The organism is Paenibacillus azoreducens, assembly GCF_021654775.1.
In the GTDB taxonomy this organism is placed as follows: Bacteria; Bacillota; Bacilli; order Paenibacillales; family Paenibacillaceae; genus Paenibacillus_AQ; species Paenibacillus_AQ azoreducens.
The window spans coordinates 2,597,226-2,613,473 of the sequence record NZ_AP025343.1 but is presented as its reverse complement, the minus strand read 5'-3'; the positions used below and the strand labels follow the sequence as shown (position 1 = coordinate 2,613,473).

Here is a 16,248-nt window from a genome sequence, read left to right as displayed (position 1 = left end):
TGTTATAGCGACCTGTTGCGGTATTCGGTCGGCGTCAAGCCATACAGCTTTTTGAAGGTCTCCCGGAAATGATCCTGGTCCGCGTATCCGATCTTGTCGCAGATCTCGTAGATTTTATTGGCGGGATCCTTCAGCAGGCGTGCAGCTTCCTCCATACGGAATCGAATGATCAAATGGTTTGTTGTCGTGCCGGTGGCTTCCTTGACTAGCAGGTTCAAATATTTGTCGCTTAAGCCAACCACTTCCGCCACATCCGACAGCGTCAAATTTTTGCGGCAATACGATTCCTTTATATACTGAATCGCCTGCTCGACCAGCTTCTTTTTCTTTAAGCCGCCGGACCAATTCTCCGGAGACAGCGTCTGCGACAAATTCGGCAGCGCGGCCTTAATCGTTTGCTCCGCAACAGCCACTTCATGACGTTCTGCCCGCTGCTTTCTCATTTCGGCTACCGCTTTCGACATCACCCGTTCAATGTCATCCGGATCGATCGGTTTCAGGATGTAATCCAGCACTTGCAGCTTGATTGCCTGCCTCGCATGCTCAAACTCGTTTAATCCGGATAAGATGATGCAACTGATATCCGGATTCCGTAATTTAACGGCCTCGATCAATTCCAACCCGTTCATTCTCGGCATGCCGATATCCGTCAACAGCAGGTCCGGCACTTCGCGGTCCAGCAAGGCCAGAGCTTCTTCGCCGTTTGCTGCGGTCCCGAGCAGCGAAATGCCGATTTTCTCCCAGGGAACGGAGTGAACCAGCGCTTCCCGAACAGTCCTTACATCCTCGGCTATAAGCAGCTTAAACATGCAGTATCTCTCCTTTCAAGACCCGGGCGAAGCAAACCGCAAGGGGAACACGACTTCGACGCAAGTCCCAATATCCGTCTTCTTATAACGCAATCCATACGCTTTGCCGCAATGGAGTTGAATTCTGCGGTGGACGTTCATTGTGCCGTAACCGGCTCCGTTTTCATGCAGCTGTCCGCCCGGGAAGCCTACAGGCTGCTCCTCATGTTCCTGCAGAGCCTGGTTCATCCGCTCCGCATCGCAGCCTCTGCCGTTGTCTTCGACGCACAATACAAGATTTGTTTCATCCGTTTGCGCCGTAATTGCAATACGGCAGGCGGCCGGCTGATCGGCAAACCCGTGAATGATGGAGTTTTCCGCTAAAGGCTGCAGGCATAGGTGGATAACCGTTGAAGAAAGTAGCTCTTCCGGCACCTTTATTTCCACCCGCAAATGATCCATCATGATTTGCTGAATTTGGAGATAGGCTTCGACCTGCTTCATTTCATCACCCAGAGAAATCCATGTCTGGCCCTGATTCAGGCCGAAACGAAAAACGTTGGCAAGGGAGCGGACAATCCGGCTTGCTTCCATGTCTCCGGCCATAATGGCCCGACAGTTGATCAAGTCCAGCGTGTTGTACAGAAAATGAGGATTGATCTGGGCATGCAGCAGCTCCAGCTGCAACTGGCGGCGCTCCATCTCTTCGGCGAACGATTTTTCGATCAGACCGTGGATCGTGACGAGCATGGAAGCAAACTTCTCATTCAGTTCATCCACTTCATAGATTCCCGATTTTTGGCGTGGAAGCGGCTCTTTGAACTCCACTACTTCAGGGCGCTGAATCGCATTGACGAGTCTCGTGATCGGTACCGTTACCCGAACGACGATTCTGCGCAGCCAAACCCCCGCAACGATGACGGCCGCGGCCGCGGTAACGGCTCCGATCGCCGAGATCGCAAAGGTGTATTGGTTGAAGTGGCTTTCCGGGACGACCGTTAACAGCTTCCAGCCGTTTTCCAGCGTTTCGAACATGACCCGGTCCATTTTCCCGTCTACTTTCGTCGCAAATGAACCCTTTGTACCCGTGATTCCCTGGATGTAAGGATGATCTCCCATCAACTCCAGAAATCCGTAGCGCTCGCTATAAATGACCCGGTCGCTTTCGTCCAGCAGCAGATGGAATCCCTTTTCGAGCGGAGCGTTTTCGAACACGCCTTTAATGCTTCCGATATCAGCCCCGACGATAACAGTTCCTATATTGCGGCCATCCTTGATGCTTGTTTTCTTTCTCGCCGAATAGATCATTTGGGCGCCTGACCTGCCCGTCTTTTGTCCCCACCATACAGTCTTCCTTCCTCCTTGGCCCAAACTGCGGAACCACGACTCATCCCGCAAATCTTCCGATTTGAAAATGCCTGTCACCGGATAGAAATGATCCGTAGCCAGGGGATAAAGCCCGCTTCCGGGGTCCAGTGCCAGGGACACGTTGTAGGACTGCTGCGGAGCGTTTTGCGAACCGATATCGTTTACGAGGGACAGCAAGGACAGGTTTTGAAGATTGGTCTGCAAGGCGAAAAAATCGTCGACCGCATCGAACGTTTCCCGATGAGCGTTTTCCAGTAAATTTTCGATCGATTGGTTCGTCAAAATAAACGCCGCCACATTATTCATCGTATCGAACTGGTACCATACGTTCCTGTAGACAAATTTCATCGATTGCTCCGCCATCTTGCGGTTGTGATCGTTTTGTACATGGATGAGGATGTAGCTGGCAGCCGTTGAAAAAAGTGCGATGAATGTGACGATGAGCGCAAAGATCGGAATGCTGAGCCTCGTCAGTAAGCTCGCTTTATCTTTCCGAGTCCGGTTCCGGTTAGTTACGAACATGGTCTCCTCCTAACTTCTGGCCCCGCGAATCCCTCCGGCCGGCAATGCCGGCCGAGAGGTTCGTATTAAATATTAATCGATAAACAAAAAGGAATCATACAATGATGTATTTTTCGAATCCGCCGTCCCTTTAGTCCATTGGATAAAATTATCCCGCCCGTTCTGATAGTTGGCATCGTTGACGGCAACGTTCAATCCGATGATTCCGCCCATGGACGGTTTCAGATCCTTAACGTACTCGGCTGGAATTTGAAGCTCATACAGAGTTCTGCCGTTCGCTTCATCCCGGAGCGCCATAAATGGTACTCGCCCGCTCATCTCTCCGCTCGGATTGGGCGGCATCGAATTAAAAATATTGACGAGCAGCCTGCCGTCATCCGCCAAAGCGTAGCCCCACTCCACATCGTCCTGCCCATACGGGGATTCCCGGTTGTTTAATGGATCGAGACTGATCTGAATGGAGTCGTTCTTCCACAAGTTCGCCGCGTTCTCCGATTGCTTGTGTACATTGTCATGTACCGAAACGGCAAAATAAAGGCCATCTTCCGCCCATTTGGCATAAGCCGTCGCCTCTAGTTTGCCGGGGTCATGGTATCCGCTCGCATTCTGATCATTTCGGCGCAGATGAAACGGGTAAGCATCTTCCCAACCCTTAAGGCTGCCGTCGATCGTCAAATTTCCCGCGCGCTGAACCAGATTGAAATCAAGCGTCATGGCAGGATCATGGAAAATCACTCTTCCCGCGGCCGTTTCCTCCACTTGCACGTCGACGGGATATTCATTGAATGGGGCGAATGTATGGTACGTCCAACGGAAATCGAGCCGGACGGTATCTCCTTTCTTCAACCCGCTGAAGGAATCGGTATTCACGGGCTGCAGCACGTTACCGTCAGGATCTTTCATGATCACTCTACCCGACTTTTCGGCTGAAGACGTTCCCGTCAATTCCAAGGTGATCACGTCCAGATCCTTGATCGTTTTCTTAACGGGAACAATTTTGGCTTCGACTCCCTCTTCCACCGTCAACTGAACGATCTTCGTATCAAAAACCGCCCCATTGTATATGATGTCGGCGGCGATGTCATATCGTCCCTTGACAGTATCCTCCGGTACAAGAACATGGTAGGACCGATCCAGCATCCCCTTTGCCGGGACAGTCAACAAAACTTCAGCCGGCTCGTTTTGAGATGAAGCCCACCCGTCCGGCAGGCGCAGGCGTACAGTCACATCCTGGGGAAGATCCGTTTCGTTAACAAGCGAAAGGGTGAACGTAGTGGCGTTGCCGGCCTCGCCATTCGCCTGCACGGGTACGATGCTCGCCATCACTCCATTAAATTTCGGCGGCTCGGAAGCGGCCATCGCTTTTACCGCACCTGCGAATTCCCTTGCAAGCAGATTATAGGCATAGCTGTCCGCATAGCTTCCCTGTGCGTACGCGGCATCCGCCAGTCTGCCATAACGTTTCATGCGCAGCACCGCCGACTCGGAAACAGGCATGACGCTGTATCCGCCTTTAATGTCGTTAAATGCGGCAGCGGCATAATCGGGATGGTTGTTCGGGCCGACGGAGGCAGGCTCGGAACGTTCAAGAGCATACGACAGGGCAACCGACGCGTTCTCGGCCATATTGTACAAAGCCTCCAGTGCGACATAGCCCGGTGCTCTACTTACGGAGCCGTCGGCGATCTGGCCGGCGATTTGCTGCATCAAAACATAAATATTTTTGATTCCTTGTTCTAACCCTGCAGCAGCATTCTCGCCTGCGGCTTTGATCAGTTGAGCCGTTATTTGCTCAAGCTCCGCCTTATCGCCATCAATGAGCGCAGCATTTTCTTGCGTCTTCAGAGCCATCAGTCTGGCAACTGCCCCACGCTCCTTCTCCTGCAGCAGCTGAGTCGCTGACTGAAATACAAAGTCTGCAGGAACTCCCGTAACATAAATAGGCGAGCCGGATACGACAATCCGGGTACTTCCGCCATCTTCTGTTATCGGAATTTCAGCGCCGTTAATATCCTTGATTTGAAGTCCAGAAGCGGCAAAAGGCAGTGTGATCTCGCTAGTCGGCGGTTTGACGTCAGGATTGTTATGATCCGTCTTTTTCCAGGCCGCGATCACCGGCTTCCCTCCATTTACGAACACGTGAACGGCAACGCCTGGGTCTCCCGTATCCCATGTCCCCGCATACCTCGCTTTATCCAGGCTGGTCATCAGCTGATTGACTGCGGCATAGGCCAGCTTCGGTCTTCCGTCATTGTCCGTGATCCCCCAGAATATATCGTAATAACGGTCATCCGTACCGTCATTTTTATAATTGTAATATTCGAAGGCCTTCACCTGGTCCGTAATCATATAATTCAGGAAAGCGCGGACGATATAGTCGCGCTGCGTCTCCTCCGTAACCGAAGGATAGCCCGCTTTGGCCGTCGGCCAACCGCCTTCCGTCAAATAGTAGTCCTTCCATCCCCCATATTTGTTGACAAGCTCTTTAACGCTGTCCAGCAAATTCTGCAAATTGTCGTCTGGCATGGCATTATACACATACGGATGAAAGGAATATGCATCGGCATAATCGAAGGAACCAAGCTCGAGCTCTTTCGGCAGCACGCTGCTTACGCTGGAAGTATGATCACCTGCGAGAAGCATCGCGTTCGAGTCAGCCTTCTTCATGTTGAGATAGGCGGTCTTTTGCAGCTGCACGAATTCGGCAGGTACATAGGGCTTGGAGAAAATCTCGGGCTCGTTCGGCATCTCCCACTGCCTGATTTTCCCCTTATAGCGGCTGACGGCATCATAAACAAAGTCGCCCATCGCTTTTAAGGCTGCAGGCGTATTTGCGGTTCCCTCCTGATAATATCCATTTCTGTCAATGCCGAGTACCGTAATCTGGTTGAATCCGAAGGTAAATAATTTATCCAGTCTGGCATCTATGGCGCTGTAATCATATACCGTTTTCCCTGATGCATCCTTTACATTCCGGTCCGCCTCATCCCAGGAGATACCGGAACGATGGTGGCGCGCTCCCATTTTCCGGGCACCGTCGATGATATCGTCCTTCCAATTCAACGCGTAGTGTGTATTCAATCCGAATTTGCTTTCATTGTCCAGATCGGGATCACGAATCTTTGCCGCTTTATTTATGACGGCCATGCGCATTTTTTTCGATTTATCCGGCAATTTTACCCCGTCAACCGTAAATTCGGCTGTTACCTCATAAGTGCCGATTTCATTCACTGCAGGCTCAAAAGCAAATGAGTCGGATGTTTCAGCGTATTTATCCAAATGATAGGTTTTCTCCCCGGATGCAACAACGGCCTTGCCTCCATCCGCCCGACGCAGTGTATAATTCAGCGCAAACTCATGCGCCGATGCCCCGGCGTTGAGCGAAAGTGCAAGACCCGGTGCTTCCCCTTGTTCATAAATGCCTGCATAGTTGCCTGCAGGCTGAAGATCAAGTACATAAGGAGCCGCAATCGGTTCGATGGAGAAATTGTCAATCATCAGATTGATCCCGCCGACGACGTTCCATTGAAAATAACCTTTCTGCAGAGCCAACGGATCGGAATCGTCCCCGCCGGCTACCTCTATCCCGTCAATGAACAGCTTATGGGTTATGCCGCTCACCCGTAGTTCATACTCATGCCAATCGTCAAGCAGCGATTTCACATAGTTAGCAATATAATAGTTGCCTCCGAGCTCCGTCTTGCGCATTAAAAAATATTTCGAATTATGCGTCGCCCATTCCATCGCATTATTGTTCATATCGTCCACAGCGCGATAGCGGAGGCGCCATGTGTTCTGTACGGCCGAACCCGTCCGCTCGTATTTGGCCCTGAACTTGACGACAAAATTATCCGCGTTTTGGTACATGGGCAGGTTCAATTTTGCGCTGCTTGATCCGTTTAGATTAAACGCTTTGCTGCCGTCAGGGAGCTCAATCACCTTCGCGTTTCCTCCTGTGGTCCAGCCGGCCGGAGCCGAGCCCGCACGATCACCTTCAAAATCGTTCCGATATGGAGCCATTTTCCCAACGTCGACCGTGATGTATCCACTCTCAGGATAACGACCGGAATGGCCTAGTTCATCATTAGCAGCAATGTAGTAGCGGATTTGATCCGTCCGGTTCGTTCCTGGAATGACAGCCGCGTATGCCCCGCCTTCCCGCTTCGCTGCTTCAACCGAATTTTCGGCCGTCTCTTCTCCATAGGCATAATAAACCTTGGCCGTAACTGGGGAGCCTGAATCCATAAGCGAAAAGGAAACAGCTACATTCGTATTGTATGGCACTGTGGTTACAGGCGAATGGCTGATCGTTAACGGCCGCTCCGGAGCGGACAGCGCCTCCACCTTCACCTGGCTGACTTTCACGTTGACGGCAGTTCCGATGCTTTTGATCGAGAACCCGATCCCGCCGCTAGACAGGGAAGAATCCTTGAAAGCGGTTACCGATTTGCCATCGACAAACAATTTGAACTCGTCGCCCCGAATCTCAATATCATATTGGTGCCATTCCGCCAGATTGAAACCCGGTAATACGCCGCCGATATCAACAGTGCTGCCTACCTGTACATTGGATGACGAGCCGGGATACTTCCATAATTCAACCGATTTCGTATTTTTAAACTCCAAAAAATAGTAACTTGATCCCGATGTATACCGGAACAGGGAACGAAATCTGTTACCCTGCGCCCGAAATGACAGGCGATAGTCGTTGGAACTGTAAGAAAGTACGGAAGCTTTCACCACTGTCCGCTGGGGGGAGGTTGCCGTTGTTTCGCCTGCCAACCAGGATTCCGATTCATTTCCTTGCGTTTGCCATGCCGTACTGCCAAACAAATCCCATTGCCCCAGGCCGACAGAGAAGCTGTCCTCGAACAGCAGCTGCGGAGCTTCCGCCTCTGCTTTAGCCGGGAACGGAAAGAAATTGACTATCAAGGCCACAATCAATAACGTGCTTATACTCCTGATCCACGTATTCATTTATGAACGCCTCCGGAAAATGGCAAGATATCCCCCCGTTAATGCGGATATGCCGGCATTTACGGGGGGATTCGAAGTTATTTGCCCGATTTTTTCTTGAAAGACTCTTCCAGCTCCTTCAAAATTTGCGAACCGCCTTGCGAATTCCACTTTTCTACGAAATCATCAAACTTTTTGATATCGCCTCCCATGATGATTTGCGTGAAGACCGAATCGCGCATCGTGTTCAGTTCTACCATTTTGGCGATTTTCGTTGGCGATTCCAAATAATTGGAAGCATCGGTAATCTGGTGAGGATTGCTGATTGCTACATCCAGCGCTTCGGAATACCGAAGCGGAAGCGACTCCAGATAATGCGGCCAGCCGTTCAAGCCGGGAGCGAACAAGTAGCTTTGCGTGCCGCGGAAATTTCCGTTCTTATCCTGCTGCGTCTTTGGATCGACCAAATTCGTATCTACTTTAAGCTTGCCGTTCTCGAGCTTGTAATCTTCGCCTTCAATCCCCCAAACCGTCAGCATTTGATTTTCGGGAGATAGGGACTCCTCAATAATGGAAAGCACCTTCTTCGGATCTTTCGTTTTGGCGCTTATTGCATTCATTTGCGAAAACGGAGCGCCGGATGGAGCTACAGCCGTCCCGTCCGCACCCAGGAGCGAACCAGTCAGCTTCAAATATTTGAACGGCTCTTCGGCCTGGTTTGGCAATTTTCCGTCCGATGCCAGCTTGCCGCTTTTCATCAGCTCGCTCGTCTCGATCTGCGTATCGTAGTCGTTGGCCGTCGACCACCAGCCCATCCAAGAGAACAGCTTGCCGCTGTACAGCTTCGCGCGCAGCTGCTCTTCTTTAATTGTCGCGAACTCCTTATCGATCAGCCCTTCGGCATACATTTTTTGCAGGAAGAGCAGCGCTTCCCTCATTTTCGGATCGATGTCATAATTGCTGAATTTGCCGTCTTTCTCCGTGAAAAAGCCCGGCGTAACGCCAAACGCGCCAAAAACGTTGTCAAATGAATTGTTGGCATATTTGGTTTCGCCAATCTGGGCCGTATATCCTCCAAGCGGAATGACCTCCGGCTTTTCCGCTTTGATCTTCTTCAAGAGGTTATAATATTCTTCGAGCGTTTTCGGCACGTCGGCGCCGACGGATTCCATGTAATCCTTCCGCATAACCAGATTCCAACGGTACCCGGCGCCTGGTCCGCCTTGATAAGGGATCCCGTATATTTTGCCGTTTACTTTTGCCTGTTCGAATATTTCCGGCGGTACTTCTTTCATAATATTCGGCGTATCCTTTTCATTAATAAGGCCGGTAAGATCAACGAATGCGCCTTGCTGGGCATATTTTTGGAAGTCGTCGGCAAAATCGATTCTCGCCACGTCCGGAATGTCGCTGCTGGACATTTTCAGATTGAGTTTGGTCTTATACTGCTGCACATCCACGAGCTCCGGAACGATTTTAATATTAAGCTTCTTCTCGATGGCTTGCTTGACGACATCCTTCGAAGCATCGTACGGCAGGGAAATATCCTGGGCTTTCAACCATTTGAGTTCATATGGACCCGCTTCCGCCTGAGCCGAAGGTTTGGACGCCGAATTTCCTTCCGGCGGTGTACCGGAATTTCCTCCCGCCTCGTTGCTTTTGCCGCAGCCTGTTACCGCGAGCGCTCCGATGAGCACGGCGGAAATCGCTCCGTATGACCAGCCTTTTCTTTGCTTTAACATGGAAAATGTTCCCCCTTATGAAAACTATATTTACCCAATCAGGATAAACCGTTGTCAATGAGACGGCTTGTTACCCTTTCACCGATCCGATCAGCATGCCTTGCTCAAAATATTTCTGGACGAACGGATAAATGATCATCATCGGCAGGGCTACGATCACGATTGCCGCCATCTGGATACCGATCGTAGGCGGTGGCGTCGTCCCGGCAGCTTCCAGCAATTCCGGCGGCAGACTGGAACTGGCAATGATGGTCCGCAGCACGAGCTGCACCGGCGCTTTATGCCAATCCGTAACATACAACAGCGCATTGAAAAAATCGTTCCAGTATGTGACCAGATAGAGCAGTCCAATCGACGCGATAACCGGCATGGAAAGCGGCAGAACGATCCGCCATAAAATCCTGAGTTCCGAAGCTCCGTCAATGGCGGCGGATTCTTTCAGGTTCTCGGGAATCCCTTCAAAAAACGATTTCATGATGATCATATTAAAAGCCGTATAAGCCATAACCAAAATCAGCACGTAGTCCGTATTCAGCAGGCCCAGCGATTTGATCGTGATATAGGTTGGAATCATCCCGCCCTTGAACAGCATCGTAAAAACGAAAAACAACATGATGAGCCGCCGGCCGGGCAGCTTTTTTTCCGCCAAAGCGTAGGCTGCCGTTGCCGTAAGGATCAGGGCCAGCAGGACCCCGAACACCGTATTGCGGATCGTAATTCCGTAAGCGTTATAGATCATCGAGCCTTCCTTGAGCAGGTACTCGTAGTATTGAAAGCTGAAGGATGTCGGAAAAAGCACCAGCCCGTTCTTTTCGCTAAAAATATGATAAGGCGTAACGGATACGGAAATGACATACCAGAATGGAACAATGATGATTAGAGTTATAACGGTAAGCAGAATATAGTTGGTCGTGACGAAGACGCTTTCGCCTCTCGTTAGCTTCATAAACCAGCTTCCCCTTCTTTAGAAAATCCCGGAATCGTTGATGCGCTTGGCAATGTGGTTTACAATGAGCACCATCGCGAGTCCGATCAGGCCTTTGACAACATCGGCCGCCGCCGCCAAACTGAGGCTGAACTGTTCGATGCCGACCCGATAAATGTACGTATCGAGAATATCCCCGACTTCAAACACCATCGGATTGTATAAATTAATGACCTGATCCAGCCCGGCGCTCATGACGGTTCCGACCCGAAGGATAAAGATGACGACAATCGTTCCCGCAATGCCAGGCAAAGTCACATGAAGGATTCGCCGAAACCGTGTTGCCCCATCCATAATGGCCGCCTCATAAACCTCGGGGTTGAGTCCGGCAATGGCAGCTATATAGATAATAGCCGCCCATCCCATTTCCTTCATCGCATCGGTGACAACCAGGATCGTCCGGAAATAAGCAGGTTCAACAAGCAAATACGCCGGTTTGCCTCCGAACAACTCGATCAGTTTGTTGATAATGCCGGTTTCAGGCGAAAGCAGCAGCGTAATAATTCCGCCGTACACGACCCAGGAAACGAATCTCGGCAAGTAAACCGCGGTTTGCAGCGTCTTTTTGAACCAGGCGGTCCGGATTTCATTTAGCGCAAGCGCCAGCAAAATCGGACACACGAAGCCGCTGATCATTTTGTACAGGCTGATAAGCAAAGTGTTCCTGAACGCATTGCGGAACATCTCGGATTCGAACAGCATCCGAAAATATTTTAGACCTGCCCACTCGCTTCCGGACCATCCCTGAATGACATTGTAGTCCATGAATGCGATGCTGATCCCGTAGAGGGGCAGGTAATCGAAAAGGAGCACCCATACAAAAGCAGGCAGCAACAAAAGATACAGCAGTTTGAATCTCCAGATCTGATTAAGCCCTCTCTTGAGGGGCTTCTCCGCTTTTTTGGCGGGTACTGCAGTCGCGAGTCCCATGTCTACCTCCTTCAAGCATCCTCTCTCAACTCACTCTCCTATAGATTGAAAGTGCTTACATTTGTAAGCTTACTTGAAATCGGGAGAACGGAAAACCGGAGCGGAGGACTATAATCCATGGGAAAAGTCGCTTTGGACTGCTTAAATACATGCAAGCAAACCCCTATCATCTGCGGGTACCCTGCAGATACCCGCAGACTGTCGTCGTGCCGGACCTGTCAGGCGCTAGCTACTGGAAATTCGGCTCAGTCGGGTCAAAGGGAGCAGCGGGAGTCTTTACCGGTTCCGGGGAAACCATCATCGGCTCAACCAAGACCTGCTTCAGATTCACATTGGCAGCCGGACCTACGCTTTTGACAGAAAAGCCGATTCCGCCGGCCGCAAGCGAGGAATCCTGAAATTCCGCAACAAGCGTATCGTTAATGAAAAGCCTGAACTTTTCTCCGCTTACTTCTACTCTGTAGGGATGCCAATCCGTCAATGCAAAGCCGGGGATCACATCATCAATGTTAACCGTTGTCCCGACCAGTTCAGGGGTAGACGCGTTGGGATACTTCCACAGCTCGACTTCCTTTGTATTTTTAAATTCCAAAAAATAATAACCGGTGCCTGACGTATACCGGAACATGGTCCGAAACCGGTCGCCCTGCGCGTTGAACTTAAGGTTGTAATCCCGGGAATCGTAAGAAAGCGAAGATGTCTTCACCACCGCACGCTGCGGAAATCCGGCCGTCGTTGAGCCGGTAAGCGCGGCTTCCTCTCCGCTGCCCTGGATTTTCCAGTCTGTACTGCCGAACAAATCCCAGTGATCGAGCCCTCCGGAAAAATTGTCCGCAAATAACGGTTCCGTCGGTGCCGTGACTACGGTTACCGTACACTCCGCATTAAAAGATCCTTCTGCCGTAGTTGCTGTAATAACAGCCGTACCCGGCGCTGCCCCCGTCACTTTACCACTGCCATCGACAGCGGCCACGGACGGATTGTTTGATTTCCACATCACCGCCCGGTTTGTCGCATTTGACGGTTCAATCACCGCTTTCAAAGTAGACGTTTTGCCGACGCCTAAGGATAGTGTGGACGGGTCCAGTGATATACCGTTTACAGCGGTATACGTTTTTGTGATCAGTTCGGCATCGTCGAACCAGGCCGTCCCGGAGCCTTTAAGCCCCAGACCGAACCCCATCCAGACGGCATCGGCGGGCGGCACAGCCGTAACCTCGATGCGGGTCCAGTCGTTTGTCCCCTTCAGATAGTTAGAGAAGACCGGGCTGCCTTCAGCCGGGCTGCCATCGCTCTTATAAAAAGCGATGGCAGCATAGGCGCCGTCTGTCGCGCTGGCCTCGCTGGTTTTTGCCCAAGCTTTGAAAGTATAGGCGCTGCCCGGTTTAACCTCGATTCTGTTGTTGTCCGTTAGAGTCCATCTGCCCTCATTGGCATCGGCAGTATTCGAAATTTTCACAGAATGGCCCGGACTTCTGAACGTACCATCGTCCCAGGTACCGGCCGGCGAGCCATCCAAGCTTTTGAACATCCAGCCGGCGGGGCCTTCGGAACCCTCCGATCCCGTGTCAAAGCCGCCGTTAGGAACTGTTAGGGCTTCTCTGCCTTTGGTTATCGTCCAATTGGCAAAATTATAAGTGAATGTTTCGCCGCCATAGGAAACGGTGAACAAATCGGCATTTTGCTCCTGCTGAAGCCATGGCGTATCAAAAAGCTTGTAAGCGGAATAATCGATGGCATTGCCATTGATTTTATGGGTGTTGTTATAAGAACCTGAGGCTAAATCAAAGGTAATGTCCATGGCATGCCCGTCTAAGTTCTTGTAGATGAGGCGCGGATTGGCATCGTTAATATGCGAGGCATCCAATGTCGTTTTCGCCAAAACCGCATTTTTGAAGCTGGCGAAATCCGGATAATCGGAAGCATCTGAAGTCTGCAGCACCCAGCCGTTTTTGTCTGCCTGGCTGCGAAGAATATTATAGTTATAATGCAGCTGCTTTGTAGGGTGGGGCTGCATCTGTTTGATCTTGTTTGCCGGATCGGTCGGAGTTTGATAATACCACGCGTAAGGCTTAATCATCTTGAAGGCGAAATACATCTTTCCCGTATCGCTGAATACCCAGCCGGACTGCTCATCCCGCTTCTGAATCGCCCCTGTGTCCGGGAACATCGCATTGATAAAGTTAACGTTTGTTCCCGGCGCGCTAAGTGATTTAAATACGCCCACGGCCGCCTTATCGTCCTGCATGATACGATGATTTTCGGGCTGATCATAATTGCCGATCGGACTGTCTGCCTGATCGACCGACAATCTGAATACGGAAGCCGGCGAATTAGAGAGCCAACGCAGAACGACCGGAATATCTTCGATCCAGTTGTCGACCCGATTATATGTCACCTCGGTCGAGAGTCCCCATGTCGGCTGCACATAAGCCGAACGGTAAGTTTTCAAATGGTTGCCGCCCGAATTTTGCAGATTGGTTTTACGGGATGAATAGCTTTTGTTGACGTCCTGACCGATGCGGATGGCCATCTCTGGCGGCGAATAATTCATTCCGCTGTAGGCCAGCATCCCCAAATACTCCAGATAAGGACGGTAAGCTGCCGGGGCCAAGCTATCCGAGTCGCCGAATCCCTCTTGAGCGCGGTGCCCACCGAAATAAATCCAGGATAATGCCGTATGATCCGCTCCTCTCCATGTCTGGTCGTTTACGGTCACTCCGTCTCCCTTCGCTCTGCTGGAGGTGGATATAAATGTGCCATTGATCCAATCATTCGCCCACTCGTACCACATCACGTCCATGGCCATTTTGGCCTTCTGCTTGAAATCCGGCTCATCCGAATATTGGTATAGCGCATTCAGGCATAGGTATGTCATAATCGTGTATTCCGGGCTTTCATACTCCGCCCAACCTCCATGAACTCCCGCATCCAACATCTCCTCGATGTTGCTTCGGTTCGCATTTTTCAGTGCCGTTCCGGATGCGCCATTCAAATCGCGAAGATCGGGAAGGTATTGGCCTACCAAATAGCCGGCCGTATAATTGCTCATTCTCAAGTTTTCGGTCTGCGACAGCTTGCCGTATGCGTATTTGGAGAAATAATCCCTGGCATGTTCCGTCATAACGCTGCTGAAGCGGTCGCCTACCATCAAATAAGCATACATTTTTGCCACTGTCTTGTACTGCTCCCAATCATAAGTCTGAAACATCTTGTCAAGCTTCTGCAGGTTTACGGCTTCATTCTGCCCGTCTAGAATTTGTGCGACAATTTGGGAAATATTCAACTGACCGTCAATCTCCGACATCAACTTCGTTTTATCCCACACCCATTGGCGCCTTGTCTCGGGTGTGCCCGGGAAAGGCGAATTATTGGTGTTAGGCGAGATGGGGCCGACGCTCACATTGTCAAATTCCGCCGTACTTAGCTTGTTGATGTCGTGACTGGTTAACGCCAAGCCGACGTAAACGGTATCCGGCAGGTTAACTATATCTTTTTTAATCAGCGCCCAATGCGTCCCGTCACTCGATTCGTAGGCAGTGATTAAGTTGCTTTTCCGTACCAGCTTCAACCAATGCGGTACGGCAGAAGAAGAACCCCATGATTGCGTAGATTCCCCGCCAGGCTGCAGCCGATTTTGGTATATGACCCCGTTTGCTGGCGTCACTGCCATCATCACATAGGGAGCCTGTGCCGATGTGCTTCCGCGAATCATGATGCCGGGCTTGGTCCAAACCACCGTATTTTCCATCTTGGAGACGCGTGCCACAATCTCGCCATCTCCTGTCCATGGCCGGTATACGTAATGGAACGCATCCTCCTTGCCCCAGATATCGGCCCCGGAGCCTTTGACTTTGAACGTACCGGTATCTTTATCATAGCTCGCGCTGCCCGGAAGTCTGATATTGCCGATATCTCCGTTGCCGAATGGCTCGGGCAGCCCGCTGGCCGAAGGATTCGTCGTCACCGAAACCTCGTTGCTGGCAGTTGAAATATTCCCCGCTCCATCCCTGGCCTTAACGGTAAAACGGTAGTTTGTATTCGGCGTTAATCCAACGATAGCTGCGCTGGTTGTTGTCCCGCTTACTTTAAGCACAGGGGCCCCATCCTGATAAATCGTATATCCGGTTACTCCGACATTGTCTGTCGAAGCAGTCCAGGACAATTTGACACTCGTGTCCAAAATTCCTACGGCCTTCAAATCCGCCGGCGTCGTAGGCGGTTCATCATCCTGCGGCTGGGCTGAATTCAGTTCGTAAACAGCCAAATCATCAATCACGTAGGCTTCATCCGTACCGCCTGTATCGACACGAACGGAGAAGGCCAGTTTCACACTCGAAATCATGCGCTGCCCGCCATTCGGTACGATCTTAAACCGGTATTCGGGAAGATCCGCGTCATTAACTGTCTTTAACTTCGTCTGGTCACTGCTTGTATAGGCTGCGGTGCTAGAAATGCTCGACGTCCCCACAGGAAAGCGGGGAATCAGGTTGTTATCAGAATTGCCGAAATGGATCTGGGCATAAATATCCTTGGCTACGGGCTTGTCGCTCGCAGCGCTGCGCTTCAACTTATACTCCAAGACGAGCTCAACCGGCGGGCTTCCTTGCGGCATGTTGTAGATTTCATTAATGCGATCCTTAAGCCTGCCGCTGTCCAGCTGATAATAGAAATAGCTCGCTGCGTTCGAACCCAGGGAGGCGTCGCGGAGTTCGAGCGCGTTGTTGCCGTCAATCTGAACAATGCGCTGAGTTCCTCCGGATGTGCTGACTTCCAGCTTGAACGGGCTTATCCCATCACTAAACGTTGAATCCATATCCGCTGCCAGTAAATTAACCTTCGACGTCTGCTCGCTTTCTGCAGCCTGCAGCACAGGCAGATTGCAAAAGGCAAACGTGAGGGCTAGCAACAAACAGATCACTTTCCTGCTTTTTCCCGCCATCTTCAAATCAACTCC

Annotated in this window: 7 protein-coding genes; all 7 read right to left on the bottom strand. The window is 51.1% G+C overall.

Translation table 11 applies throughout. The features are described 5' to 3' along the window. Positions 1-2: 2 nt before the first annotated feature. Positions 3-809: a response regulator transcription factor gene (locus L6442_RS11115; RefSeq protein WP_212978503.1), complete on the bottom strand. Its 807-nt coding sequence runs from the start codon at positions 807-809 to the stop codon at positions 3-5. 15 nt (positions 810-824) lie between these two features. Continuing rightward, positions 825-2,678 carry a cache domain-containing sensor histidine kinase gene (locus L6442_RS11110; protein ID WP_212978504.1) on the bottom strand — a complete coding sequence of 618 codons (1,854 nt, stop codon included), beginning with the start codon at positions 2,676-2,678 and terminating at the stop codon, positions 825-827. A gap of 72 nt (positions 2,679-2,750) precedes the next feature. After that, the gene (locus L6442_RS11105; RefSeq protein ID WP_212978505.1) at positions 2,751-7,655 is read right to left on the bottom strand and encodes a sugar-binding protein; all 4,905 of its coding nucleotides are present in this window, start codon (positions 7,653-7,655) and stop codon (positions 2,751-2,753) included. 77 nt (positions 7,656-7,732) lie between these two features. Then, positions 7,733-9,376: an extracellular solute-binding protein gene (locus tag L6442_RS11100; protein ID WP_212978506.1), complete on the bottom strand. Its 1,644-nt coding sequence runs from the start codon at positions 9,374-9,376 to the stop codon at positions 7,733-7,735. 70 nt (positions 9,377-9,446) lie between these two features. Further along, on the bottom strand, positions 9,447-10,322 hold the full coding sequence (locus tag L6442_RS11095) for a carbohydrate ABC transporter permease (RefSeq protein WP_212978507.1): 876 nt from the start codon (positions 10,320-10,322) through the stop codon (positions 9,447-9,449). 18 nt (positions 10,323-10,340) lie between these two features. Then, complete coding sequence (locus L6442_RS11090; protein ID WP_212978508.1) at positions 10,341-11,291, bottom strand: ABC transporter permease; 951 nt, start codon at positions 11,289-11,291, stop codon at positions 10,341-10,343. A gap of 229 nt (positions 11,292-11,520) precedes the next feature. Next, positions 11,521-16,233 carry an Ig-like domain-containing protein gene (locus tag L6442_RS11085; RefSeq protein WP_212978509.1) on the bottom strand — a complete coding sequence of 1,571 codons (4,713 nt, stop codon included), beginning with the start codon at positions 16,231-16,233 and terminating at the stop codon, positions 11,521-11,523. Positions 16,234-16,248 lie beyond the last annotated feature (15 nt).